This window comes from Amycolatopsis albidoflavus, assembly GCF_039525725.1.
GTDB lineage: Bacteria > Actinomycetota > Actinomycetes > Mycobacteriales > Pseudonocardiaceae > Amycolatopsis > Amycolatopsis albidoflava.
In genome coordinates this window covers 116,729-143,193 of record NZ_BAAAHV010000013.1, presented here as the reverse complement: position 1 = coordinate 143,193, position 26,465 = coordinate 116,729, and the positions used below count along the sequence as shown (strand labels likewise).

The 26,465-nt window shown below is 67.2% G+C and carries 19 protein-coding genes; 13 read left to right on the top strand and 6 right to left on the bottom strand.

The features are described 5' to 3' along the window. The first annotated feature begins 34 nt into the window (after positions 1–34). Genes ABD156_RS24305 through ABD156_RS24285 form a run of 5 tightly spaced genes read left to right on the top strand, consistent with a single transcriptional unit; the run spans position 35 to position 5,520 of the window. Positions 35–1,144 (top strand): monodechloroaminopyrrolnitrin synthase PrnB family protein, encoded by a 1,110-nt coding sequence (locus tag ABD156_RS24305; RefSeq protein ID WP_344277961.1) that lies wholly within the window; start codon positions 35–37, stop codon positions 1,142–1,144. Continuing rightward, positions 1,141–2,415 carry a flavin-dependent oxidoreductase gene (locus ABD156_RS24300; RefSeq protein ID WP_344277958.1) on the top strand — a complete coding sequence of 425 codons (1,275 nt, stop codon included), beginning with the start codon at positions 1,141–1,143 and terminating at the stop codon, positions 2,413–2,415. The genes ABD156_RS24305 and ABD156_RS24300 overlap by 4 nt, the downstream gene beginning before the upstream one ends. Continuing rightward, positions 2,415–4,220, top strand: a complete 1,806-nt coding sequence (locus tag ABD156_RS24295) for a type I polyketide synthase (protein WP_344277955.1) — start codon at positions 2,415–2,417, stop codon at positions 4,218–4,220. The genes ABD156_RS24300 and ABD156_RS24295 overlap by 1 nt, the downstream gene beginning before the upstream one ends. Next, positions 4,217–5,227: a beta-ketoacyl-ACP synthase III gene (locus tag ABD156_RS24290; protein ID WP_344277952.1), complete on the top strand. Its 1,011-nt coding sequence runs from the start codon at positions 4,217–4,219 to the stop codon at positions 5,225–5,227. The genes ABD156_RS24295 and ABD156_RS24290 overlap by 4 nt, the downstream gene beginning before the upstream one ends. A gap of 41 nt (positions 5,228–5,268) precedes the next feature. Further along, positions 5,269–5,520: an acyl carrier protein gene (locus ABD156_RS24285; protein ID WP_344277949.1), complete on the top strand. Its 252-nt coding sequence runs from the start codon at positions 5,269–5,271 to the stop codon at positions 5,518–5,520. A gap of 817 nt (positions 5,521–6,337) precedes the next feature. Here ABD156_RS24285 and ABD156_RS24280 read toward each other — a convergent pair. From ABD156_RS24280 to ABD156_RS24265, 4 genes are all read right to left on the bottom strand, one after another. Next, on the bottom strand, positions 6,338–6,517 hold the full coding sequence (locus tag ABD156_RS24280; RefSeq protein ID WP_344277946.1) for a hypothetical protein: 180 nt from the start codon (positions 6,515–6,517) through the stop codon (positions 6,338–6,340). 311 nt (positions 6,518–6,828) lie between these two features. Then, on the bottom strand, positions 6,829–7,398 hold the full coding sequence (locus ABD156_RS24275) for a hypothetical protein (RefSeq protein ID WP_344277943.1): 570 nt from the start codon (positions 7,396–7,398) through the stop codon (positions 6,829–6,831). A gap of 1,063 nt (positions 7,399–8,461) precedes the next feature. Next, positions 8,462–8,713, bottom strand: coding sequence for a Smr/MutS family protein (locus ABD156_RS24270; protein ID WP_344277940.1), 252 nt, complete (start codon positions 8,711–8,713; stop codon positions 8,462–8,464). 54 nt (positions 8,714–8,767) lie between these two features. Beyond that, entirely contained in the window at positions 8,768–9,643 is an 876-nt protein-coding gene (locus ABD156_RS24265) for a hypothetical protein (RefSeq protein WP_344277937.1), read from the bottom strand. An 886-nt stretch (positions 9,644–10,529) separates the two neighbouring features. Between ABD156_RS24265 and ABD156_RS24260 the strand changes: the two genes are divergently transcribed. From ABD156_RS24260 to ABD156_RS24245, 4 genes are all read left to right on the top strand, one after another. After that, on the top strand, positions 10,530–11,006 hold the full coding sequence (locus tag ABD156_RS24260; protein WP_344277934.1) for a cupin domain-containing protein: 477 nt from the start codon (positions 10,530–10,532) through the stop codon (positions 11,004–11,006). Positions 11,007–12,549: 1,543 nt separating this feature from the next. Next, positions 12,550–16,563 (top strand): Pls/PosA family non-ribosomal peptide synthetase, encoded by a 4,014-nt coding sequence (locus ABD156_RS24255; RefSeq protein ID WP_344277931.1) that lies wholly within the window; start codon positions 12,550–12,552, stop codon positions 16,561–16,563. Continuing rightward, on the top strand, positions 16,560–17,228 hold the full coding sequence (locus ABD156_RS24250) for a BPL-N domain-containing protein (protein ID WP_344277928.1): 669 nt from the start codon (positions 16,560–16,562) through the stop codon (positions 17,226–17,228). The genes ABD156_RS24255 and ABD156_RS24250 overlap by 4 nt, the downstream gene beginning before the upstream one ends. Beyond that, positions 17,225–18,439, top strand: a complete 1,215-nt coding sequence (locus ABD156_RS24245) for a heparan-alpha-glucosaminide N-acetyltransferase domain-containing protein (RefSeq protein WP_344277925.1) — start codon at positions 17,225–17,227, stop codon at positions 18,437–18,439. The genes ABD156_RS24250 and ABD156_RS24245 overlap by 4 nt, the downstream gene beginning before the upstream one ends. Before the next feature lie 237 nt (positions 18,440–18,676). Here ABD156_RS24245 and ABD156_RS24240 read toward each other — a convergent pair whose 3' ends face one another. Continuing rightward, positions 18,677–19,177: a DinB family protein gene (locus ABD156_RS24240; RefSeq protein WP_344278073.1), complete on the bottom strand. Its 501-nt coding sequence runs from the start codon at positions 19,175–19,177 to the stop codon at positions 18,677–18,679. Positions 19,178–19,448: 271 nt separating this feature from the next. Here ABD156_RS24240 and ABD156_RS47865 point away from each other — a divergent pair, with 271 nt between their 5' ends. The 4 genes from ABD156_RS47865 (at position 19,449) to ABD156_RS24220 (ending at position 25,013) form a co-directional block, all read left to right on the top strand. Next, complete coding sequence (locus ABD156_RS47865) at positions 19,449–19,811, top strand: 5-carboxymethyl-2-hydroxymuconate Delta-isomerase (RefSeq protein WP_350539862.1); 363 nt, start codon at positions 19,449–19,451, stop codon at positions 19,809–19,811. Positions 19,812–20,510: 699 nt separating this feature from the next. Further along, positions 20,511–21,530: an FkbO/Hyg5 family chorismatase gene (locus tag ABD156_RS24230; protein WP_344277919.1), complete on the top strand. Its 1,020-nt coding sequence runs from the start codon at positions 20,511–20,513 to the stop codon at positions 21,528–21,530. Continuing rightward, positions 21,527–23,545 (top strand): FAD/NAD(P)-binding protein, encoded by a 2,019-nt coding sequence (locus tag ABD156_RS24225; RefSeq protein WP_344277916.1) that lies wholly within the window; start codon positions 21,527–21,529, stop codon positions 23,543–23,545. Before ABD156_RS24230 ends, ABD156_RS24225 begins: the two co-directional genes overlap by 4 nt. Further along, positions 23,529–25,013: an MFS transporter gene (locus tag ABD156_RS24220; RefSeq protein ID WP_344277913.1), complete on the top strand. Its 1,485-nt coding sequence runs from the start codon at positions 23,529–23,531 to the stop codon at positions 25,011–25,013. Before ABD156_RS24225 ends, ABD156_RS24220 begins: the two co-directional genes overlap by 17 nt. An 86-nt stretch (positions 25,014–25,099) precedes the next feature. Here ABD156_RS24220 and ABD156_RS24215 read toward each other — a convergent pair whose 3' ends face one another. Beyond that, complete coding sequence (locus tag ABD156_RS24215; RefSeq protein WP_344277910.1) at positions 25,100–26,308, bottom strand: amidohydrolase family protein; 1,209 nt, start codon at positions 26,306–26,308, stop codon at positions 25,100–25,102. Positions 26,309–26,465 lie beyond the last annotated feature (157 nt).

Genomic DNA, 26,465 nt, shown 5'->3' with positions numbered 1-26,465 from the left:
GTGACGCCTTCGCCGCGGCAGACTGGGACATAAAATGGAAAAAGTCGGCGTGCAGCACATCGAAGCCGCCCACGTCCAGATGCTGGATCCCCTTGATTGTGATCGCGCGGTGCGCACCCTTCCCGCATTGAACGCCGTTGCGGACCTTGGCGGCCTTGTCACCGCCGCAGGATCTGCCGTACCCAATACACGCGAAGTAGCTGACTTCTCCTTTCCGGAGTGCCTGGCGGCAATGCGCGACTTGGGCATCTTCGCAGGTTCGATCAAGCGTCATGGCGCCGAGCCGGTAGAGCACGTTCCCGGATTAGAGGCGGCCCTTCTGAATCTGAGCGGGAGGACGGGCATGATTCCACGCGACACGATTCATCATTATGCCGTCTGGAACCCGCTGGGGCTCCGTGAAAGGTTGTACACTGGCGAGCAGATGGAGATTCTGCTGAAGTCGTCGGTGCGCCGCAGCCTGCCCAAGATCACCGCCGCGATCGAACTCTGCGGATCTCTTCACGAAGTCGATCCCGCGGACATCGAGTTCACATTCAAGGTCAACGAACTCGTGACGTCATTGCGGTCGATGGAAGATGCGATCGAAAGCGTGGTCGCGACCGTCACGCCAGAATTCTTCGCCCGCTCCTTGCGTCCGTATTTCGAGGAGTTCCGAGTGGCCGGACGATCCTATCTCGGCCCGGCTGCCGCGCATGTCCCGCTGGCCTTGATCGACCTCTGTCTGTGGGCCAGCGATAACGGCGACGCCGCGTACACGGAATTCTGGGAAGATTCCGCCGAACACGCATTGCCGCAATTGCGCCCACTGTACGACAGATGGCCGCGGAAACCTTCCGTTGTGACCCGAGTCGCCGACGCGCTGCGGGCGAGACCCGACGTCCCAAATGTCAGAGCAAGCGCCGAGGCAGTCTCGCGCGCGCTGCGCTCACTGGTGAACTTCCGCGGAAAACACTACACGATCGCCAAGAAGGCTTACGCCGAGGAAGTCGGGCTGTACACCACAGGAAGCGGCGGCGGGACGATCGCATTGCTCGATCGGATCATGACGCTGACCCGCGACAATTCGCTCCTGATGCGCGATTCCCGCCGACGCGCCGACAGCGCCCGACGACAGGCGGGAGCGAAGCAGTGCGAATCGTGATCGTGGGAGCGGGGGTCGGCGGCCTGGCGGCGGCACTGTGCCTGCACGCGGCCGGCTTCAGCGACGTCAGCGTTGTCGAAACCGCGCAGGAGCTTCGGCCGCTGGGCGTCGGATTGAACATCCTTCCCAACGCGGTCCGAGTCCTGCACGAACTCGGCCTCGAGCGGGCACTGTCCGCGAATGTCATCGCGACGCGCGAACTTGCGCTGTACAACCGGCACGGTCAGATGATCTGGAACGAGCCGCGCGGAATATCCGCCGGGCACAGGTGGCCGCAATGGTCAATTCATCGCGGTCATCTGCAGTCCGTTCTCGCAAGCGCGGTCCGTTCTCGCCTTGGCCCTGAGTCGATTGTGCTTGGTGCTCGACTGTTGCGGCACCGCCTTTCGTCAACAGACGAAGTGACACTGGAGTTGCAGTGCCGTACCACAGGTTCGGTGCGGTCGACGGAGGCGGATGTCGTGATCGGAGCGGACGGAATCCGCTCCGCCGTGCGAGCGGGACTCTACCCGGACGAAGGGCCGCCTCCCGGCAACGGAATGGTGATGTGGCGCGGCACGACTTGGTCCGAGCCATTCCTCACCGGCAGTTCGATGATCGTGACCGGGGACGATCGGCACCGAGTCGTGCTGTACCCGATTTCCCGGGATCCGCGCTCCGGCCGGGTGCTTGTCAACTGGGTCGCCGCGCGTCCGGCCGCTCTCGGCGATCCGCTGGCCAGCGGCGACTGGAACCGCCGAGTACCGGTCTCGAAGGTACTGGAGCACTTCGGCGGCTGGCACTTCGACTGGCTGGACGTCGGGAGCGTCCTCGCCGGCGCCGGCGAAGTCCACGAGTACCCGATCGTAGATCGAGACCCGTTGCCACAGTGGACGTTCGGCCGTATCACCTTGCTGGGCGACGCGGCCCATGCGATGTATCCGATGGGCTCCAACGGCGCGACCCAATCGATCCTCGACGCCAAGGTGCTGGCCGGGGCGCTGGCCGACGGCGACACTCCGGACGACGCCCTGCGCGATTACCAGGATCAACGACGCCCGGTGACCGCCGCATTGCAGGCGAATAACCGCCGGATGGGCCCGGAGATCGTCATCGACATCGCACACCAGCGCGCACCGGACGGCTTCCGGAACATCGAAGACGTCATTCCCGCGGCCGAACTCGCGGAAATATCCGCCCAGTATGCGATGACCGGAGGTTTTGACGTCGCCGCGGTCGACGGCCAACCGCGGGTCAACATCCGAACGCAAGCGAAATCGAGGCAAATCTGATGAGCACCGTAACGGAACGACCGGCTGGCGCCCTTCCGATCGCCGTCGTCGGAATGGCTTGCCGGTTCCCTGGCGCGAACGGCGTAGAACAGCTGTGGGAGCTGCTGCGCACCGGCACCGACGCCAGCATGGAAACCCCGCCCGACCGGTACGACGCCGATTCGCTCTACTCCGCCGAGCCGGCACCGGGCCGGGTGATCAGCAGACGGGCAGGCTACTTGCGCGCCCCCGACCTGTTCGACGCCAAGTTCTTCGGGATGTCGCGTGGAGAAGCCAGTAACCTCGATCCTCAGCAGCGGCTCCTGCTGACCACCGCCTGGGAGGCGTTGGAAGACGCGGGGCTGGTGCCTGATCGCTTGGCCGGCAGCCGGACCGGAGTTTATGTCGGCAGCATGCACACCGACTACTGGGACATTCAAGCGCGTCGCGGGCTGGACGCACTCAACCCGTCCGCCGTCTACAACTATCGCTGCCAGCTGTCCGGGCGTCTTTCCTACGCGTTCGACCTCCGCGGCCCGAGCATCACGTTGGACACCGCCTGTTCGTCGTCGCTGGTCGCGATCCACCTCGCGTGCCAGAGCCTCCGCGCAGGGGAAACGACGCTGGCGCTCGCCGCCGGCGTCAACCTCAAACTCATTGCCGACGAGGACGTGCTGCTGTCCCAGGTCCGGATGCTGGCTCCGGACGGCCGATGCAAGTTCGGCGATGCCACGGCCAACGGATTCGCCCCGTCCGACGGTGTCGGGGTCGTCGTTCTCAAACCGCTTGCCGCCGCCCTGGCCGACGGCGACGCGGTGCACGCGGTGATCCGCGGCAGCGCTGTCGGCAATGACGGAGCGAGCAGCGGATCGGTGCTCGCTCCTTCGGTGGAAGGCCACATCGACATGTTGCGGTGGGCGTACGAGAACGCCGGCGTGGATCCGGCCGACGTCGACTTCGTCGAGGCGCACGGCACCGGCACTCCGATGATCGACCCGGTCGAGTTCGCCGGCCTCGGAACGGTACTCGGCGCCAGCCGCCCGCCCGACCAGCCCTGTTTCGTCGGTTCGGTCAAGACGAACATCGGACACACCGAAGGCGCCGCCGGGATCGCAGCGCTGATCAAGACTGTGCTCTGCCTCAAGCACCGAAAGATCGTCCCCAGCCTGCACTACGACAATCCGAATCCCGCGATCCCGTGGGCCGATCTCCCGCTTGTCGTCCCGCGCGAGCTCACTGCGCTGCCCGACCGCGGGCGGCTTCCCGTCGCCGGAATCAGCGGCCAAGGGATCTCCTCGGTCAACACCCACATCGTGGTCGAGGCTGCCGACCCCGCTTGGACGTCCGCGCGGCCCGCCGCCGGGACAGACCAGGAGCACCTGCTGGTGCTGTCGGCCCGCACCCGGTACGCGCTCGACGAACTCGCCCGCGCCTACGCCGATTTCCTCAGCACCGGACGCGCGGACCTGGCACTGCGCGACGTCTGCCACACTGCTGCGAACCGACGCCAACACCACAGCCACCGGCTGGCCGCGGTCGGTTCCTCGCCCGGCTCCCTGGCGAGGAAGCTCCGGGCGTTCCTCGGCGGCAAGGCCGGCGCTGACGTCCGAGTCGGCGAAGCGATCGGCGAGCACAACGGACTCCCCCAGCGCTCCGGCGACCTGGTCGCGGCAGCGCACGCCTACGTGCAGGGGCGCCCGATCGTGTGGAGCGACGTAGTCGGCGACAATGGGACGTTCGTCCGGGTGCCCACCTATCCATGGGAGAACCGCAGCTATTGGCTCGACCCGGTCGAGCGCACGGCGGCGGCCGGGAGCGCGTCATGACGTCGGCGGCGGTGCTCGCCGGCGTCGGGGCATGGGTTCCGCCGAAAGTGGTCACGAACCAGGAACTCGCGGCGCGATTCGGCGTCACCGACGAATGGATCCGGCGTCGCACCGGTATCGCCCAACGCCATGTTGCCAGCCGGGGCACCGCCACGTCGGATCTTGCCGTCGAAGCCGGCAGACGGGCACTGGAATCCAGCGGCATCGGCGCGGTCGGCTGCGTGGTGCTGGCGACCGCTACTCCGGACCATCCGGTGCCCGCCACAGCACCGGCGGTCGCGGATCGCCTCGGCCTTCCCGGCGTACCGGCCTTCGACCTCCACGCGGTCTGCACAGGTTTCCTATACGGGATGGCCGTCGCCTCGTCGATGATCAAAGGGGGTGCCGCGGAGAGCGTGCTGCTCATCGGCGCGGACACATTCTCGACCATTCTGGACCCGGCAGACCCCAGCACCTTCCCCTTGTTCGGAGACGGCGCGGGCGCCGTCGTGCTCCGTGCGGGCAACCGGTCCGAGGACGGAGCCGTGGGCGAATTCGTCCTGGGCAGCGACGGCAGCGGCGCAGACCTCATCATGGTTCCCGGCGGCGGCGCGCGGCAGCGATCCGAACCGGACGCTCCGGCCTGGTCTGCCCAGCATTTCACCATGCACGGAAAGAAGGTTTTCACCAAGGCCGTCACGAGAATGGCCGAGGCATCCGCCCAGGTTCTCCGGGCCGCCGGGATCGAACCAGCGCAGGTCGACCGGATAGTCGGCCATCAGGCGAACATCCGGATCCTGCACACGCTGGCGAGCCAGCTCGACGTGCCGGCCGAACGGCTCGCCGTCAACATCGACCGGGTCGGAAACACCTCCGCCGCCTCGATTCCGCTCGCCATGGCCGATGCGGCCGCTGACGAATCCCTCAGCTCCGGCGACCGGGTGCTCGTCACGGCCTTCGGCGGTGGCCTGACCTGGGGAGCGGGCCTTCTGAGCTGGCCGAAGGTCTCCGTACTCGCGCCGCGCTGAACATCCTGCTCGGTCCTCGAATCGCGATGGAGAACGAAACCATGAACACCGAATTGCCCAAGCTGGCGACCGTCCTGTCCACTTGGTCGGATGTCGAACCCGAAGAAATCAAGGAAGACGACACCCTGGACGACCTGGACGTCGACTCGATCAGCCGGTTGGAGCTCACTCTGGCCCTCCGGAAGACCTTCAACGTGGAAATCGACGAGGAGGAGATCTTCCGAGCCAAGACTGTGGCCGATCTTCTGTGCATGATAGAAACTGGCAAACAGGGTGCCGCAAGTCGGGAATAATACCCCGCCGCCGTTGGTGTCTGCTTGCGGCAGCCGCACGCTCGCCGCGAGCAGACACGGCAATCCCGATGGGTTGCCCGGCCGGGCGTCAAGCCCACAACCAGGCACCGGATTTGGGCAGGTCTCCGCAGCTTCGGGCACTCGACAGGCGAGGTTCCGGCCGTGCGGTGACAGGTTGCGCAGTCCGGTGTTTTCGTGGCGCTGATCAGGCAGCTGGCTGCGAGTGGTGTTGGCGGCGAGCGGCGTTCAGCCGCGGCCAGTAGCGGTCGGTGAACCGCAATTGCTCGCCGGGGTGCGGGCGTTCGGCGCGCACGATGACCCGCGTGCCGGGCGGTGAGATCGGCCGAACCGGTCGTCAACGCGGCTGCCCATGCCCGTTCGCGCACCTCGCCGTCGGCGGCGCAGGCCAGTGACCGCACGCAGGCGGCAATCCGGTCGACCGCGGTGGTGGTCACGGCGAGCCGAATTCGATCGAGCTAGGTGCAGCCTCCGGTTGCGGCAGTACCGCACGAGTCGTGGGTGCCGCCGCTGGAATCGGTGCGCACCAGCACTATCCTGCCGACCCGTCCCTCTGCCCGGGACGGTAGTCGAGCCAAAGCTGCCACCAGGACATGCTGGTGATCGGCGGCGGTATTGCTGCCCGCGGTGCCCGGCCACTACATCACCGCCAGAGGCTCGCCGGGGGGCCGGTACACCCACACGGCGGAGGAAACCCCAATCCCTGCTTGAAGCCCGGTACGGCACATTCCTTGTCCGGTGCGCCGTCACTGCCGTGGCAGCCCAGTCAATGCTCAACGGATCGTCGGCATCGATCCGTTCATCGGGCGCGTTCGCCGGCTCGTTCCCGTGTCGCTGCGGCCGTACCGGTGTCGTCGGCTGGGGCGGCGAACAGCCGGGACGCGGTCGGGTCCGACGCCATGCTCCCGAACACGCCCGGTTCGGCCCGCGCCAGGTCGTCGCTCAGGAAGCCACGGCCGAAAGCGACGGTGACCGCCAACTCCAGCTCGGTCCTCGCCCGGATTGTGCGCCGCCAAGGGTTTCCGCCACAGCGCCGATGTTGTCGACGACGTCGCGCCAGCTCAGCTGCCTCAGCCGTGCACAGCGGCAGGGCTCCGCCGACCTGCGACACGACGCATCGAACCGGACCCGCCGCCAGCAAGCCGCGGGTGGACCCAGCGAGGCTTCGGCACCGAAAAGGCGTCCTCGAACAACGTGAATTCCAATCTCAGAAAACAGAATTCACCCAGGCCAGAACATCTTTCCGTCAAGTGGAACGAGTCACCCGCCCCGGTCGCGCGAAAACGCAGGTTAGCGATAAATCACATGATTGTGGGTGCCATCGGAATTGGTGATGTCGGTGCCTGGCCCGGTAGAGCCCGAAGTGTCCGCCGGAGGCGGCGCGGGGGCAGGACCAGGAGGCGGGGCGGGCGCGGGACCGGGTGCGGGATCAGGAGGCGGGGCAGGCGCGGGACCGGGAGGCGGACCGGCACCCGGCAATGGCACCATCGCAAAAGGCGCGGCCGGCAGTCCGGCCGGGGTGAAGGTCAGCCCGCCCATATCAGTGCCCACGCTCTTCTCCAGGTCCGACACCGCGTTCTTGATCTGATCGGCGTTGGATCCGTCCAGACTGTCGAACGACGTGACCAGATTGCTCAGGAAGGATCCCAAGTCCTTTAACGCGACTTGCATGCGCGCCGCATGCGCCACGATCGCCGCGGCCCGGTCGTTGACCACCTGTTCCAGCCATTTCGCGAGGTCGAACACTCCCGCATCGGGACAGCTCCCTGCCAACGCCTCGAACGCGCTTGTGTCCGCGAGGATATTCGCGAGCTTGTCCGCAGACTGCTTCACTGCGTCCTTGTTGTACTGTGTCGCCACGTCAGCCTCCTCAGTTGCGCTGCTTGCACGTCGCCGGTCCTGCAGCATCTTTGTCGTGTGCCCGTGCCGGACGGCAATGCGGCAACCGGAACGTCCTGGCTATCTCTGTTCACGTGTCTCACTCTGCGGCGAGCCGCCTATCGCCGAATCCGTGCCCTCAGGGCCAGTCAGGCTCAAACTAGACAACCCCGGCAGTCCGGCCCACGATTCGCGCGAAGGCCGGTGCGGCAGCTGTTGTTCCGGCATTGACGATCGGTCACGCGCCTCTCCGACTCGCCCCGCACGTGCTCTCGCCTGCCCATGTTTGGCTCGGCGGCGGCCAATGGCGTCGCGGATGTGCACGCCGCTCGCCTTCATTTGGCAACGGCAGCCGAAAAACGGAGGAAAGACGATGCCGACCGCAGCCGCGCGCCAGCTTGCCGACGTGCCGGTCGGACTGAGACCAAAGTTGACGGCTTGTCGACTTCTCCTTTCGACAGCTTCCACCGGAACGTGACAACGCGTAGTCGTCAGCGGAACTCTAGAGTTCCGCCGCCCCGCCGATCGCCCGTCGGCATGCGCCCGGACGGACTAGGGGGATTCCCCTCGCGAGGCGGCCAATTCCGGTGTGGGAGCGCTGAAAAGTCTCTGCGCGAGACGGGTCGGGCGACAGCGTTGTCGAGCCCCGGCGGATCGCACCGAAGCCGGCGGGCTCAAGCAGACAGGCGGGAGCGGTGTGTCGGAGCAGGTGGCCGAACCGCCGCCGGAGTCCGTGATGGAGGGCGAGATGACCGACAGCCTCGGCTGTGACAAGCACGTCCCCGCCGGCCGCGATACGGGAATTCCTGACGTTGCTCGCATCAAGGCCCTTACCCCGCGCGACCACACCTCCGCGAAACGCCCAGGCAGCTTGACGAACGCGATGCACACTCCGCCGGCGCGAGGCATCCGGCCGTGTAGCTCTCGCTGCCGGCGACGCCGCTGAACGGCACAAGCCACCAGCCGGATCCCTGACCGCACCCACGCACGTGCGAGCTTGGCAGCCATCGAGTTCGCCGCCGCCGAAGCGGCCGCTGCGAGGGGGTCACAGGTAGACCAAGATACGTCCTTCGTTTCCCGGATCAGTTTCCACGCGTCGGTAGTACTTGACCAGGTGCGGCTGCTCCAGGATCGCCAGCACTCTCCGCCGCAGTGTGCCGGACCCCTTGCCAGGGATCAGTTCGACGCTTTCGAGCTTCTGGCCGGCCGCCCGGAAGAGCGCGGAACGGACAGTCTTGGCTATCTCCCGGTCGCTGCGGAACATGCCGTGCAGATCCACCATCAGAGTTCGGCCCACACTCACTCCTCGCTGATGTCAATTGAATGCGATGCTGCCCCGCAGCGGACGTGCTCAGCAAGCCGATCGCCGGCTACACCGCGAACGGGCGACGCGACACGACCCTCTGCCGGCCGGAGCCTCGGCATCCGGACCGAGGAGGACGGCGAGTTCCTCAACGACGACGGTCAGACTGGCCGGATCCCAAATCAGTCCGCCATGGCTGGTGACGATTTCCCGGTGCCGGGCTGCCGGGTCGAGCGAACTGCGCCAGTCCACGACCCGGTCAGCAGCCGAATACACGGACAAGAACGGCACGGCACCGGGGAAAGGGCCCGTCAAGTCTGCGCGGAGCGGTGCGCAGCAGGCTCCCCACCGGCAACTGGGACGCAACAGTCCGGGCGTTCCCACCGCGCCGAGGGCGCCGAGCGCAAAGAGGTGCGCCAGCAACAGCGGGTGCACCGCCAGCATTCTGGTCAACGGCGAGCCGAGTGTGATCAGACCGCGCACCTGCTCCGGCTGGCGCGTAGCGACGGCACGGGCGAACTGGCCGCCGCGGCTGTGCCCGATCACGATCGCCGGCGCCGACGCAGTTTCGACCAGCTCGCTGAGGGCATTCCCGACCGCGTGGGCAGTCGCTTCACCGCAGTCGACGCCGAATCGGACCGGCGCGACCTCGACCCGGCAGCCCAGACGCTTCAACAGATCCCCCATCGGAGCGAGCAACGCCGGAGTACTGCCCATGCCGCCGACGAGCAGCACCGGCAGCCCGCGGGCGTCCAGCGGCGGGTCGAGCCACAACGAGTGCCGCTCGATCGCTCGCCGCTGCGTGTATGCCTGCGCTTCGTGCCTGGCCAACGGCAACGCCGAAGCCAGCCGGCTCAGCAACCCGCTGCCGGCCGCCGCACGGCCGTTGCCGGTGTTCTGTCCAGCCGCACCGCTTTGTGCCATCGGATTCACCTCTTCGGCATCGACATGACGACGGGCGAGCCGTGTCAGCCCGGCGTGGACTGGCGGCCTGTCTCGCGTGCGCCGACGATGCCAGGTTCGATCCCCGCGCACCTCTGGTCGAGCTTCGGCGTGCACAAACGTGGAGGCAACCCTGCACCATCAGCCGGATGCGGTGGGTGAAGAAGCGATGCCCCGGACGAGAACTCCGTGCCTTGCCAGGTCCTCTTGGCTGGCCGGCAGCGGTTTGCGCCGCCCGCGAGTCCGGAATGGTTCCGGCACACCTGTTTCGCCGGTTCGCCGATGCTCCCGCCAATCGTTTCCGTGCGGCAAGGATCCATCTCACGACGACGGTGTCCCCGCTGCGCCGCAGTGCGGCGATGCAGTCGGGCGCAGGCGGCGCAACACTCCCGATCGGCCCCAGCCACTGGCGCCGGCCTTTCCCGCCCGGGACCGAATTTTCCGTACGACCCAGCATTCGTCGCCCGCCAGCGCCGAATAGGCCCGTCCGGCAGCCTCGGCATGAGTTCGTCCTCCGGAACCGGCACAGCGGCCCGGCCCGACGCGCCCAGGGCCGACCGGGCCGACCGTTCTCCCCTGCCCTAAGGGGAAACAATCGCTGAATCAACGACCCATCCGGGCCTCGCCGTCTGCGACGCGGCCAGCCCCGCCATTACCATAACTAGGCACCGGGCGAACTCCCGCCAGATGCGCAGGTTTCCGGGTAAAAGAACTCGGTACACGCTTCCTGCCCACAGCAAAACACGCGGTCAAGGTCGGTCCCGACCGGCGAAGTCTGCCAGCCGCACGATCGTCCGGATGCGCTCGGACCGGCGGCGACAGACGAGAAGTCCTTCGCATCCGCCTCTCCGGGAGGGAGTACATCGCCATGGCTGAACCGATCCCCTACGCGATTGCCTCGGACGTTCTCTCCCCGAGCCCCTGTCCCCGAGGCCCGACGCTCGCCGTCGCGATCACCACCGCGATCTGCGGTACCCAGACGCTCGGCGTCGGCTACATCACGATGAGCTCGCGGCTGCACACCCAGGCGTACCGCCATCGCACCAGCGACATCGTCGTCACCGTCTTCAAGGGGACCGCAGCCACCATCTACGGCGAACAGCTCCAGCATGTCGCGGTACACCGGCCTGGCGACTCCATTTTCATTCCGGCAGGTGTCCTGCACGCCGCCGTCAACCTCTCGGTCGAGGAGGTTCGTGCCGTCGAGTCCCGCACCGATCCGGCCTTCAGCGACGACGACATCGAATCGCTACCTAGTCTCGATCGGACCGTCGCCGCCATCGCCGCCGCGATCCAGGCTCAGTACGAGGCCGGCGCGCTTCGTCGGCAGCCATCGGCTGCCTGATCGTTCGCCGCGAAGACCGCTTGCCTTGCCGGAACTGTCGATGGTCGCGGCTTTCTCGTCCTACCTCAACGACCTGGTCCGCGCACCCGAACCCGCGCCCGGCCGTTGTTCGCCGATCGGAAGAGACCCGCGGCGACCGCCAGCCGGTCGACGCGATCTTCGGGAGTGCCTGCGGCAAGCTGGAAGTGGGCGGAGACGATGGCCGACCTATACGAGAAGGAGGCCTGTCGCATTCCAAGATAGATTCCTACGAGTCGCGGCCCGATGATGCGAAAATCCTGGCCTGGCACTTGCCGGCGAGTCGCCGGAGGAGGGAGCATTGTGCTCCGTGCTGCGACGATACGCCCCCCAAGGTGCATCATCGCAGACTCTGCGGCTTTATTCTGCTAGTGAGCAAGCAGGATCGTTTCACCGAATCGGCCGGGGCCGCCAGCCGCGCCGCCGATACCCCCTCCCCTGCAACAGCCGCCGGATCACGCTTGACCAGCGGCGGACGCCGGCCTGTGACGCTTTCGCGCTGCGCCGCGGCCGGGAGACTGCGTTCAGCCACGACCAGTTCCTTCCGGTTCGTCGTGCAAAGACTCGAAGTGATCGCTGACGCGCTGCCGAACTCCCCGGCAAGGTCCCGCCCACCGTAGTGAGCAGATAAGCGTTCTCGACAGTGGACCGCTCGCCAGGCACCACTATGTGCAGCGCCAGGAACGCCGCCGAGAGCACGATCGACGCTTCGGATCACGGGCCGGATGCACTACAGACGATGTTCTCCCGCCTGCCGAATCTAGCCGCACCAGCTCACTCTTCCCAGGCTCAAGCGCGCGGACAGCCTATTTAGCAAGCCGGACTGCCCCGCCGCTCCCACTCCCTTAAATGAATATCAATTTATCCTCAAACTACGCCTCGCACGACCTCTCGGCGCGGGCGACACAGGCCAGTCACCTCGCCGAATCAATCCTGAAAGTTCGCGAGGAACGCCGAATCCTTCCGTCCTCCGCGACAAGACCTTCGGCAGCATTGGCCGCCGTCGCTCCCGCCGACACGCTCAGACATGCCAGGCGTCCCCGGAACCGCGACGCCCGAGCTCGCTTGCGATTCCGCTGCGTCATCGAACGAACGCAGCCGGAGAATGATCTTCCGCACGAACCGTCCGACCCGGCCAATGGCTCGACCATCGGACACCCTTCACCGAATACACACAGGATTCCTCAGCAAATACACAGGAAATCGGTCGCGCCCGCTGGTTTCCTGCTTCACCGAGACTGAGCGTGCCCTTTGCTGACACTATGAATTTACTTGCCGGCCAAGGTCCGGCACGGTTCCGTTGCCCACGGTCAGCCCCGCGAGAGGTGCACGCGACACCAAGTCGTTAGCAACTTCGCGTAACGCCATCGTTCACCCGCCCGGGGCACTGGCCGACAGCGTTGGCCGAAATATATGCTCACAGTCACGACTTCCATCGAATCCTCCTCGACATGTGGCACTAACGAATGACTCTTCGATGGTTGCGTCGTCGACCTACTCACCTCAGCAAAGGGCATGGGGCTTCGTGAACCAGGGAATCGCCGCGGTCGCACCCGGCCGGAATCCGTCGCTCGTCGCACATCTTCCCGATTCCGATTTTTCCGATATTTCCGGAAAACTGGAGAGGCGGCTGCACCACGTGTTCGAAGCGTCCGCGGAACGGGTACCAGGTGCCGTCGCGGTGGAATGCGACGGCACCGGAATCACTTACGCGGAACTCGACGCTCGCGCGAACCGGCTGGCACACCGCCTCCGGGACCGGCTCGGCACTGGGGCACGTATCGCGATCCTCGTGCAACGTTCGTTCGACACTTACGTGTGTCTGCTTGCCGTCGGCAAGGCCGGCGGAACATTCGTGCCGATCGATCCGGCCTCTCCGCCGGACCGCATCTCCTACATCGTCGAGGACGCCGGCGTCGATCTTCTGCTGACGACGGCCAGTCTCGCCGCGGAATCGGTGCGCGCGGCCGAAGTCGGCTGCGCGGTGCTGGAACTGGACACTGCGGCCGCCGAGCTCGCCGCCGCGCCGTCGCACCGGCCCGATCCGGACGACGCCGAGGATCCGGCCGCCTACATCATCTACACCTCCGGTTCGAGCGGGCGGCCCAAAGGCGTCGAAGTCGGGCAGTCGAGCATCACGAACTTCCTCGACGTCGTCCCGGGCGTCTACGACGTGCGCCCCACCGACCGGGTCTACCAGGGCATGACGATCTCGTTCGACTTCTCGATCGAGGAGATCTGGCCCACCTGGTCGGTCGGCGCGACACTGGTCGCCGGGCCGAACGATTCGCGCCGGCTAGGCGGCGAACTCGCCGACTTCCTGGAGCAGGCTCGCGTCACGATGCTGTACTGCGTGCCGACCCTGCTCGCCACTATCCCCCGGGAACTGCCGCTCGTGCGAGCGATCCTGGTCGGCGGTGAGGCATGCCCAGGACAGCTCGTCGAGCGGTGGAGCCGCCCCGGGCGTCGGATTCTCAACACCTACGGCCCGACCGAGGCCACTGTCACCGCGACCTGGGGCGAGCTGCGACCCGGCCGGCCGGTCACCATCGGCAGGCCGCTGCCGACATACTCGGTCGTTCTGCTGGACCACGGCCGAGAACCGGTGCCGGACGGCGAAGTCGGCGAGATCTGCTTGGGCGGCCCGGGCGTCGCCCGCGGTTACACGGGCCGCCCGGCCCTGACCGCGGACCGGTTCATCCACCATGTACTGGCCCCGGCGGGCGGGCGGCTGTACCGCACCGGCGATCTCGGCCGCTGGACCGCAGAAGGCGAGATCGAATACCTTGGGCGTGCCGACGCGGAGGTCAAGATCCGCGGTCACCGGGTCGATCTCGGCGAAATCGAGAGCGTCCTGATGGAGGACCCGGACGTCGCCGAGGCGGTGGCGGCGATGAAACCGGTGACCCCGGACGGCGAACCGGAACTGGTCGCGTATGTGGTGTCCGGAACGGGAAGCAGGGGCGACGAGGTGATCGGCAGGCTGCACGCGTCCGCGCGCGACCGGCTGCCCGCCTACATGGTCCCCGGTTACGTCGATTTCCTGGACGCACTCCCGATCATGCCCAGCGGCAAGGTGGATCGGCCCCGATTGCCCGCTCCGACCGGGCGACGGTTCGCGCTCGCCGACGGCCCCGTCGTGCCCCCTTCCAGCGCACGGGAGGCGCAGGTCCGCGCAGTCTGGGCGCAGGTTTTTGGCATCGAGGAGGACTGCCTGTCGGTCGAGGCGGACTTCTTCGCCGACCTCGGCGGGCACTCCTTGCTGGCCGCGCGCGTGGTGTCGGCGCTGCGACGGCAGCCCGGTGGCTCGAACACCGCAGTCCGCCACCTCTACGCACAACCGACCGTTCGCGGCATGGCCGCCCTGCTCGCCAAGACCAGCGCGGGCGGGCCAGCCGACCGCCCGGCCCCGCTGCGGCACCGAGGCCGCCGGATCGCCGCCGCCGGATCGGCACAGCTGGTCTCGATCTACCTGCTGCTGCTGGTGATCACTCTGCCGGTGTCCTATGTGTACAGCCAGAATGACGGCGACGTGTCGGTCTCCGTGCTGATGCAGCTGATGATCGCGATCCTGATCAGCTACCTCGGCGTGCGCTGGCTGGTGCCGCTGGTGCTGGCACGGCCGCTGGCCGCCGGGATCCGGCCGGGCCGGTACCGGCTGTGGGGCCTGGTCTACCTCCGGCTATGGCTGCTGGACCTCATCCTCGCGGTCGGCCCGATGCCGGTGGTCAGCGGTTCCCCGTTGATGCCGGCTTACCTGCGGGCGCTCGGCGCGCGGGTCGGCGGACGCGCCACGATCGCGACCAGTTCGGTCACCCTGCCGACGCTGGTCCGGATCGGGCGGAACGCCTCGATCGGCTACGGGGCGGTGCTGCGGCCGTGGCGAGTCGCCGACGGCTGGGTCACCGTCGCGCCGATCACCGTCGGCGACAACGCCTTCGTCGGGGCCAACACCGTCCTCGAACCCGGCACGACCGTGGAAGCCGGTGCCGCGTTAGGAGAACAGTCCGTACTCGGCGAGGGCGGCACAGTCGGCACAGGCCAACGTTGGAGCGGTTCCCCAGCCGCCCCGGCGGCGAAACTCGAGCACGCCGCGGAGGCCATGCTCGCGGCCGGAGACCGGTTGCGCGGCTGGCGGATCGACCACTATGCCGCGGCATTGGCCGGGCTGTTCAGCCTGGAGGTCGGCGCAATCGCGATGATCGTCCCCGGAGTCGCCTTGGTCTGGTGGGCACTGCTGAGCTACGGCGTGCTCGCCGGCCTGGTCGCCACTGTGGCGGCGGGCCCGGTCTTCGTAGTCACGGTCTGCGCGGTGGTCGCGATCGGGAAACGCCTGGTGCTGCCGCGCGTGCCGGTCGGCATCCACCCGGTCCGGACCTGGCTGGGCATCCGCAAGTGGATCACCGACAAACTGCTGGAATTCAGCCTGCAGTTCACGAACTCGCTGTACGCCACGCTCTACACGACGCCGTGGCTGCGGCTGCTCGGCGCGCGCGTCGGCCGCCGCGCCGAGGTCTCCACCGCCGCCCATCTGGACCCGGATCTCCTTACTCTGGGCGAGGAAAGCTTCGTCGCCGACATGGCCAGTGTCGGCTGTGCGACGTTCGCGAACGGCCGGATGGCCTTCCTGCCGACCGAGATAGGCAGCCGGGCGTTCGTCGGGAACGCCGCGTTCGTGCCGTCCGGGTCCCGGCTCGGCGACGGTTCGCTGGTCGGTGTCAGCACGGTGCCGCCCTACGACGGCGTGCCGGACGGCACCTCGTGGCTCGGTTCGCCAGCCATGCACCTACCACGGAGGCAAGAGAGCGGATCGTTCGCCGAGGAAGAGACTTTTCGCCCGCCCCGCGACGTGGTCGCGCACCGGCTGGCGGTCGAGTTCTGCCGGGCGACGCTGCCGGCCTCGGTCCTCGGCGTGAGCTTCTACCTGTACCTGCTCGCGCTGTCCGGCTTGGCCGAGGGCAACGACCTGCCGATCCCGGCATTCGTGTCGCCGTTCCTGGCCGTTCTCGCCGGCCTCGCGGTGATCGGCTTCTGCGCCGCCACCAAACGAAACCTCATCGGCAGTTACCGGCCGAGGGTAGAACCGTTGTGGAGCCGGTTCGTGCGGCGGGCCGAGTTCGTGACCGGGCTCTACGAAGCGGCGGCCGTCCCGGCCGGGATGGAGATGCTGGTCGGTACGCCCTTCCTGCCGCCGTTGCTGCGCTGGTTCGGCGTTTCGGTGGGCCGGCGCACCTGGATCGGCACTACCTACCTGACCGAGTTCGACCTGGTCCGGATCGGCGACGACGCCTGTGTCGGCTCCGAATCGTCCCTGCAGACCCACCTTTTCGAGGACCGCGTGATGAAAATGTCCTATGTGACCGTGGAACCCGGCGCGACGATCGGCACCCGCGCGATCGTGCTCTACGACTCGGTAGTGGGCTCGGAGGTGTCTCTCGGCTCGCTGTCGTTGCTGATGAAGGGCGAGCACCTGCCGGCGGGAACTCGCTGGCACGGCATTCCCGCGCAGGGCTTCAGCACGATCGGCGCAGCGTCGTGAACCGGCCGGTGGCACTCGTCTACCGGGGGCCCGCTTCCGTCGAGGGCTGCCCGGAGGCGGTCGCCGGGCTGCTGGCGGAAAGCAGGTGGGGATTCGACGTCCGGTACGTCGGCCCGGGTGAGCGAATCCGGTTAGGACAGTCCTCTTTGGACACTGCCACGCTGTACGCGCAGCCCGGAGGCGGAACGCTGAAGAAGGCGTTCAACCACCTTCGGGGGAACCGGGACGAGGTGCGCTCGTTCGTCCGGCACGGCGGCCGGTACCTCGGATTCTGCCTCGGCGGATACCTGGCCGGTGCGACCCCCGGATTCGACCTGCTGCCCGGCGACACCGACCAGTACATCGGCTCCGCAGATGCCGAACTGGCAACCGGCGGCAACGCGCTGGTCGACGTCCGCTGGCGAAACCGCCGGCAGACGATGTTCTTCCAAGACGGCCCGCACTTCTGGCTGAACCGGGGTGCCGAGGCGGACATCGTCGCCACCTACCGCAACGGCCTGATCGCGGCGATGACGGTGCCGTTCGGGGCCGGCCGGGTCGGTGTCGCCGGACCGCATCCAGAAGCCACTGAGGACTGGTTCGCGGACGCCGGGCTCTCCGTGCCCGCGCCGAGCCGGGCCGCCGCGCACGAGCTGGTCGACGCGGTGATGGCGAGCGTCCGGTGAAAACGAGACTCGCCGGCATCGACGCCACCCGCGGAGTCGCCCTGCTGGGCATGATGGCTGTGCACTCGCTGTACGAATCCGACGCGCAAGGCCATCCGACTTGGTCGTTCGCGATTTTCGGCGGCCGGGCGGCAGCAACGTTCGCTGTGCTGGCAGGCGTCGGCATCGCATTCATGACCAGCCGCCGCCGGGTCCGGCGGGCGGACGCTGCCGGCACCGCCGCCGCGCTGGCCGCTCGCGCGCTGGCGGTCCTCGCGATCGGACTGGCGCTCGGCTACACCGACGCCGCGCTCGGCGCGGTGATCCTGCCGTACTACGCGATGATGTTCCTGCTCGCGATTCCCCTGGTGTTCCTGCCGACGTGGGCTGTCGCGGTCGCCGGCGGGCTGCTCGCCGGCGGGGTACCGGTGCTCAGCCACTTCGCGCTCGACCGGCTGCCCCATGCCACTCTGCTGAACCCGACGATCGGGTACCTGCTGCGCCATCCACTCGACCTGCTCGCCGAACTGTCGCTCACCGGCGAGTACCCGGCATTGCCGTGGATGGCCTATCTGTGCGCGGGCATCTTCGTCGGCCGACTGGCTCTGGCGCGGGTCAAAGTCGCGGCATGGCTACTGGCCGGCGGAACCGCGCTGGCCGTCGCCGCGACGGCCGTGTCCTGGCTGCTGCTGCACCACTACGGCGGGATCGCGCACATCCAGGCGACCATCCCGCAAAGCATCCTGAGCGCACCCGAGACCCAGGAGATGCTCGCCCTCGGCGGTGACGGCACGGTCCCGACCGTGACCTGGTGGTGGCTCGCCGTCGACGCGCCGCACACCAGCACCACGCCGGATCTGCTGGGCACCACCGGCACCGCGATCGCGTTGCTCGGCTTGATGCTGCTCGCCGGGCACGTCACCGCCAAGTGGCCACGACGGATCATCGCGGCCGTACAGAAACCCCTGGCCGCTGCGGGCAGTATGACGCTCACCCTTTATACCGCGCACATCATGTTCATCAATTCCGACTACGACGTGTACAGCGCTGGCACTGGTTACGCGCTGCAGGCCACCGCAGTGCTGCTGATCGGGCTCGGCTGGCGAGCCACCGCCGGACGCGGCCCGCTCGAGTCGCTGGTGTCCACGCTGTCCGCGCAAGCCCGTCGGGCAGCCACGGCAGGCAAGCGGAGGCGGTGGCCACGCCGGACACTGGCGGCGGAGGGAACCTGATGAACCGAAGGCGCTTCCTCATCGGGGGCGCTGACCGGCCGCGATTGCTTGACGGAGCTCGGGATCGCGGCTTTCGAGCCCGATTCGCGGCAGCTCGCGCTTCGTCTACCGCGGCGACGGCCTCGGCCGAAGGCTGCCCGAGGCCGTCGCCGCGCTCCTGCTCTCCCGGTACCGCGTCGCATACACCGGCCCCGACGAGGAGTATCAGCTCGACGTCGCCGAGTACGACGACGAGCCTCAGGAATGCCCTGACTGGCGACGAATGTCCAGCAGATGATGCTGGAGCTCGTGCACGGTGTGGACGGCGAGCCAGCGCAGTGATCGCACGACGACTTCGGGATAAGGGACGGTAAGAGTGCGCTCCCAGTCCTTGGGCTCGAGCCGGCCGAGCGCGTGGGCGAACAACTGCGCGGCGTCCCGCAGCTGGCGGGCGACGTCGGCCGGTCGCTGCTGCAGATATCCGTCATGGTCGGCTCGTTCGTCCCGCCCCATGGGCTCGGCGACCGGAGTTTCGCTCCGCCGAGCGGCAAGCAACCGTTCTCTTTGAACCAGCAGCACATCGCGCATGTGACAGGCGTACTCGAGAGGAGACCAGACCAGCGGCGTCCCACGCCGCCGGAGTGCCTCAGGTGCACCGCGCAGCAAGTCCGCATACTGGTCGGCGTATCTGGCAATCAGCACCGGCACCTGCTCAGCCGTCGTCAGATCATATTCGAAATCGCATTCCGCACAACGCATCACCGGCCCACGATACCCCGACCAGAGCAGCCTGTCCGGGTCCCGCAGTACGCTCGGCCACGCCGAGCTCGACCGGTTCCCGGATGCGATTCTCCGACTCCGACAAGCAGGGCACCGGCTTCGGACCATCCGGAGAAAGGCGACGCATCCCCTTCCCGATGTTCGACACCCGCTGCCGGCCGCCGCGGAGGCGCTGCGCCAGCAGCCTTCCTGCGGAGCGCATATTTTGGCACCATCGTCGCCTGGCGTCCCATCACGAAAAGAGACCGATGTGCCCCAGATTACCGTTCAGTATCCGTTTGCCCTGGCTGCCGGATTCGACACAAGGCGATTCGCCTTGACGTTGCACACCACCGCCGCCGACCTGATCGACAGTCCCCTGGCGGGTTTCAAAACCCGGTTTCTTGTCCTCTACGACACCGTGGTCGGCGACGGAAGCCCTGGCCACCACATGGTTCACGCTCTCGTCGAGATCCGGCCCGGCCGCACCGATAAATGCAAGGAACAATTGGGTGAAATGGTACTCCGCCTGCTCGAGACGCACCTAGTCCTGCCCGGCGGATCCTCGGTCCAGGTCACCACCGAGATCAGAGAACTGCACAACTATCGCCAGATCATTCTCCCCCGAACCTGACTAGGTCGCGTCAAGACCCGATCCGGCAGGCGGACAGGTCGCGGCCGCAAGCACCGATCCGCTGCGGTTTCAGGCCAGCGCCTCCCGGCACGAACTCCCCCCCGTCGGTTCGAAGCGAGTGCCGGATTCTCCGCACCGGACAGCCGCGACGAATCCGTGCCCACCGTCCCGAGGCCGCGACAAGCACCCCGGTTGCCTCGGCTGCGGTTCTTGCCAGCAAACAATTTCCGAGCTGGACAACGCGAGCTGAAATCACTCGGGAGCACCAGTGGAGCAGGGGTGCCGACGCGTTCGCGTTCGTCCGCCAGCCCGGAGGTGCACGCTCGCACCGCAAGGTCCGGCATGCCTTCGACGGTTCAGCGAGCGGCTCGATCCCCTCCGATATCGCCGCAGTTACCGCATCCGCTCGGTTCGCGCCGTCCGAACCGGCTGCGCTCCGGCCGCTGCTGGTTGAGCTCCGCTCCGCGGAAATCATCGGCCACGGTGCGGCGCCACCGAGTTCGGATTCGTCCCTGTCCAATGTCGCATTCCGCGGCGGCGGTCGCCGCTTGCGCCCGATCAGCGGTGCTCGTGAGGGTTTCTCCCCGACTCAGGCCGCGGAGGACTCGCCTGGCCGGGTCCGGCCCGATGCATGATCTGCTATGCGCAGGATCGGGCGGCCACCACACAAATTCTCAGGAAAGCGAGCATCGGACTCCGATGAGCTACCCACAACGAGGGGACCGCACGCCGGGACTGTGGTCCGCACTGGCGTCGAAAGCCGGAGCGTCGGCGGAATCCGCCAGCGGCAACCTTCTCGGGCGGATCAGTTACGCCGGCGAACCCGCCGAGCCCGTCCTCGCCGACGGCGCGCCACGCCTGACCGCCCATATGGCGGCCAAAAACCTTGCCACGACCGAAGAAGTATGGCAAACCGACCGTCCGGTGCGATCTGGCACGGCCGGCGAGGCCGTCTTCGCCGAAGACGGCGAGCACCTGTTCTACGCGGTGCGTCTCGGGCCCCAGCCGACCTACCGGGAACGAGTGCGCGACCTGTACGAGAACGCCCTGGAGTTCACCTGGAGCCGAGGCTACACCGATCTGGTTCGCATATGGAACCTGATCGGCGAAATCACCGGCCGCAACGCGGAGGGCGTCGAGATCTATCGCGATTTCTGCACTGGCCGGGCCGAAGCATTCGCCGCTTTGGCGGATCGGTTTCCGCGACTGTCGGCCGCCACCGGGATCGGAACGCTCAGTCCCGGAATAGACCTTTGTTTTCTTTCCGCGAAACCGGGCCGCACCACCCACCTGGAGAATCCGCGGCAGACTCCGGCTTATCAGTACCCGTCCGAGTACGGCCCGCGGTCGCCGAGCTTCGCCCGCGCGACCTTCCTCCGGGACCAGAATGCCGGGAGTCTGTTCGTATCGGGCACGGCCAGCATCCTGGGCGCGGACACCGCGCATGTGGACGACATCGCAGGACAGACGCTCGAGACCCTGCGCAACATCGACGTGCTCGTCGGGAGCGAGAACCTCGGCCGGCACGGAGTGCGCGGCGACGGATACACGGTGCGGGATCTCGACCAGGTCAAGGTCTACGTCCGCGATTCCGCGCACATCTCCACCGTCCGCAATATCTGCTCACTGGTGTTCTCTCCCGGTTCCGAGATCGCGTACTTCAATGTCGACGTCTGCCGGCCCGATCTGCTCGTGGAGATCGAAGGGGTCTGCCGATGAGCGCTGGACCGCAGGAAAATCGCGTCCGGATCGCCATCGTCGGCGCGGGCCCCAAAGGCACTATGCTGGTGAACCGATTCGCCGCCTACGCGGCGTCGAAGGCCGGCGCGCTCGAACTGGAAATCGATGTAGTCGAACCATTCGCTCCCGGCTCAGGCCGGGTGTGGCGCCGGGACCAGCCGTGGTCATTGCTGACCAACACCACAGCATCCGAGGCTACGGTATTTCCGCTCGGGCCGCCAAGCCTGACCGGGCCGAGCGTCCACGGCTGGGCAGTCATGCTGCGCGAGGGCCTGATCGACGGGTCTCCTGAGCAGTGCCGGGAGTATGCGGCGACAGTCGGGCCGAGGACCGCGGTGAGCCGCGCTTTCTACGGAGCATACCTGGAATGGGCGTTTCGGTTCCTCGTCCGGCAGGCTAGCGGGACGGTCCGGATCCGAGTTCATCAGGGAAGCGCCGTGTCGATAGCCGACCTGACCGACGGCAGCCAGCGACTGACGGTGGACAACGGAGTCGGTGTCCTCGATGTCGACGCGGTCGTGCTGGCGCAAGGGCACTACGCAGTCGGCGCCGCCCGGCTCGAACGCGCGAAAGCCAGTGCGGCACAGGCACTGGGGCTGGTCCATGTCCCGCCGATGCCAGCGGCCGAAGCGGACCTGTCCGGCATCAGGGCAGGGGAATCAGTGCTTCTCGAGGGGCTGGGACTCTCGTTCTACGACTACGTCACGTTGCTGACCACCGGGCGCGGCGGACAGTTCCGTTCGGATGCCCGGAACCTCCGATACCAGCCGTCGGGAGAGGAACCGGTGATCTACGCGGGTTCGAGGCGGGGCATGCCCTATCCGGTGCGCGCAGATTTCTCTCCCGCCGGAGAACAGCCTTTCGTGCCTCGCTTCCTCACCGAGGCAGCGGTGGTGGCGCTGCGCGAATCCGGGCCGGGGATCCGCGACTTCACCCGGGATGTGTGGCCGCTGCTGGCGAAAGAAGTAGAATGGGCGTTCTACTCGGTGCAATACACCCAACTGCACGGCACGCGCGGATTCGAAGATTTCTCCGCACGATACGCCGCGACGGACTGGGACTCCCCCGGCATGCACGAACTGATCACCGGGTTGTTCCCTCAGCGGTGGATGCAGTGGGACTGGGACCGCGACGCCAAGCCGTCGGCGGGGAGACGGTTTCGTGATCCCGTCGAATTCGGTGGCTTCGCGGCCGATTACCACCGTGCGGTGCTGGACGAAGCCGCCGCCGGTGTAACACGAAGTCCGCGACGCGCGGCGACTGCGGCATTGCGGCGATTGCGCGAACCGGTGCGGCTCGCGGTCTCTCATCACGGCATCGCGGGCTCGTCCTATCGCCGCGACGTCGAGAACTGGTTCGACGGCCTGTCGAAATTCTTGGTCTGGGGTCCCCCTCCCGTGCGCGTGGAGGAGTTGCTCGCATTGCTCGAAGCCGGGGTAGTGCATCTTATCGGCCCTCAGACCCGGGTGACACTCGACCGCACCAGCGCAGCCTTCACGGCTGAATCACCGATGGTGGATCGATCCCGGGTCACCGCTCGTGTGCTGATCGACGCCCGCTTGCCGGCAACGGATGTGCGCAACGCGACCGATCCGCTGATCGCCTCGATGCGCGCGGCCGGAGACTGCCGGCCCCATCTCATCAGCGACGCGGCCACACCACCGGGATACCTGGTGGGCAGCCTGGATGTCACCGAGAACACCTTCTCCTTGGTGCGCCGGGACGGTCAGGCGCACCCGCGCCGTTTTGCCTACGGCGTTCCGCTGCGCGGAATCCTGGGGCCGTTCGGTACCGCCCTTCCCGCCGTCGTCGAGCACTGCGACGCAATCGTCGCGACCGCTTGCACAGTGCGCGCAGCGACCAGTCCAGCTGCCGCCACGGCAAAAACGAAGGTCGGAACCACGCCTCGCAGCGCAGTGCCGCACGACGCACTGGGCCGACCCCACGCTGCTTCCATGGCGTTCCTCGCGGAACGCCATGGCGAAATCTCCTGACCGGACGGTGGCGCTCAGGGCGGTGCCCGGTGTCAAGCCGCCGGCTGCGGTCGCCGGACCGTCCGACCGGCGGCCCAAGATCCTCGTGCTGGCGATCTGCTGTTTCAGCCTTTTCATCGTCGGCCTCGACAACACCGTGGTGAATCTGGCACTTCCGGCGATCCAGCACGACCTCCATGCCGAGGTCTCCGAACTCCAGTGGACCATCGACGCGTACACGCTGACGGTCGCGAGTCTGGTCATCCTGAGCGGTTCCACCGGGGATCGATTCGGCAGGCGCCGCACGTTCCTCGCCGGGCTCGGCACTTTCGCACTGGGCTCATTGCTCTGCAGCATTGCACCGAACGCCGGGCTTCTCGTCGTTTTCCGCGCCGTCCAGGCGGCAGGCGGCTCGCTGATGACACCTTCGGCATTGTCGATCATCAGCAGCGTCTTCACCGATCCTCGCGAACGAGTGCGTGCGCTCGGCGTATGGAGCAGCGTCACCGGATTGAGCATGGCAATCGGTCCCGTCGCCGGCGGCGTGCTCGTGGGCGCGGCCGGCTGGCGGTCGATCTTCTGGCTGAACATTCCGATGATCATCGCCGCTGCGGCGCTCTCCGTGCGCTTCGTCCCTGAATCGAAGTCCGCTCGGCCGAGGACGTTCGACCCGATCGGGCAACTGCTCGTCCTCGTCGCGCTGACAGGTGCGACGTTCGGCATCATCGGTGGCCGGACATACGGATGGGATTCACCGGTCATCGTGGGCTGTTTCGTTCTCTCCGGCATCACGACCGCCGTGTTGATCACCCACGAACGCCGGCACCGGGAGCCGCTCGTGCAGCTTCGGTTCTTCACCAGCATCGCCTTCACCGGAGCCAATCTGATCGCAGTCTGTGGATTCTGCGCATGGTACGGATTCCTTTTCCTCAACGCGTTGTACCTGCAGAACTCCCGGGGGTTCTCCCCACTCCACGCCGGCCTGCTCACCCTGCCGATGGCAGTGATGGTCGCGGTATCCTCTCCGCTGGCCGGACGGATCACCGCCGACGGCGGACCGCGACGCCCTCTCCTGGCCAGCGGGTTCGGCATCGCGCTCTCCGGGCTTCTTCTCGCTCGAATCACTCCGCACACGTCCATCGGCTATCTGCTGGCCGTCTACGCGTTGTTCGGGCTTGGCTTCGGCGCCGTCAATGCTCCGATCACCAACGCCGCGGTCTCCGGAATGCCGCTCGCACAGGCCGGAATGGCCGCGGCAGTGGCCACCGCCAGCCGCCAAGCCGGCGCTTGCCTCGGAGTCGCGATCCTGGGTTCGGTCGCGACTTCTGAAGCACACGACACCACCGCCGCAGCCCCGAACGGACCGGCCGGGTGGTGGATCATCGCCGCCTGCGGCTGCGCCGTGCTGGTACTGGGCACGCTGGCGACCGGCCGCCGGGCACGCGATTCGGCCTGCCGGGCGTTGGGCTCCGGCACAGGCGATACTTGACGGCCAGGGAAAAGCGCCGGACCAATTCGCCGAGTGCCCGGTCACGGAACCGGCGAACCGGACGCTTCGAGGACCCGAGTCCGGCGTCAATTCTCCGGGTCCACTCGGACGCCGCGTGAATACACCGCCTCGACTCGATGAAGAGCCGAAAGATCTGCGAGGGGATCTCCCCGCACGACAACGACATCGGCGTCGTATCCGGGCTTCAGCCGGCCCTTGCGATGACCCAGCCCGCAGACGCGGGCGGCAATCGAGGTCATGCTCCGCAAGATCGCGGTCGGATCCATCCCGAACGCCGCCAGGCGGTGTCGGGCGTACGGCAGCACGTCATGCGGCTTGTACGGACCAATTCCCGCGTCAGTTCCCGCGACGATCGTCGCACCCGCCGCGTACATCGCCGCGAAGTTAGCGATGATCTGGGGCATCCGCCGGGAAACCGCCGCCGGCATCACCTCGGCGAGCCGGGGCAGGACTCCGGCCGTGGCTCCGAGCGCCACGCGTTGCGAGACAATCCGCTCGACAAGCTCATGCCCAGGCACGTCGACTCCCTCCGCGGACCAGAAGGTGACATGCTCCAAACCGTCGGCTCCGGCATCGACGGCGTCGAGGACCGAGCCCAGGCCATGCGCGTGCGCCGTCACCGGGATGCCATGCAGATGCGCCTCCGCTATCGCGGCGTGCAGGGCCTCCCGGGTGAACTGTGCGCGCTCCTGCGAGCTGCCCGGCGTCATCGTGCCACCGCTGGCCATGATCTTGATGACGTCGACGCCGCGTTCGGCGTGCGCGCGCACCGCCGATCGCAGTTCCGCAGGACTGCCGGCGGCGACCTCCCCGCCGAGAAAGTGACAATGGCCATTCACCGAGGTAATAGGTGGCCCGGCCGCGACGATCGTCGGCAAGTCCGCAGCTCCGCGAAGGGCCAACGACAAGTAGTCCCGGTCGCCGAGGTCGCGGACGGTTGTAATCCCGCTGCGCAATGCCGTCCTGGCCGCGATGCGCATCGCGGCCAGGACGGCATCGTTGTCAAGTCCGGCAAGCGAGGCCACTGGATCGGAACTTGCGTCGAAGGCGAGATGCACATGCGGATCGACCAGACCCGGGATCAAGGCAGCGCCCGCGAAATCCACCACGTCCTGGCCATTCGGCAGATCGGCCGCGCAGCCGACTCCGGATATCTTCGCCCCTTCGAGAATGACGACAGGACTGCCGGATGACCGAAACTCTTCACCGTCGAAAATACGCGCGGCTCGCAGCACCGTAATCCCAGAGTTAGCGCCTCCGCCCACGGTAGACATGCAGCCGACAATATCAGAGGACGACGAAGAGATCAGCGCAGCCGGACTTTCGGTCCACGAGGGGGATATCATCGCACTTGAATTCCGAAAGGTCCGTCATCGAACTCAAACCCCGTCACAGGACGGATCGGCACCGACTCGCGTCGCACGCCTGGCC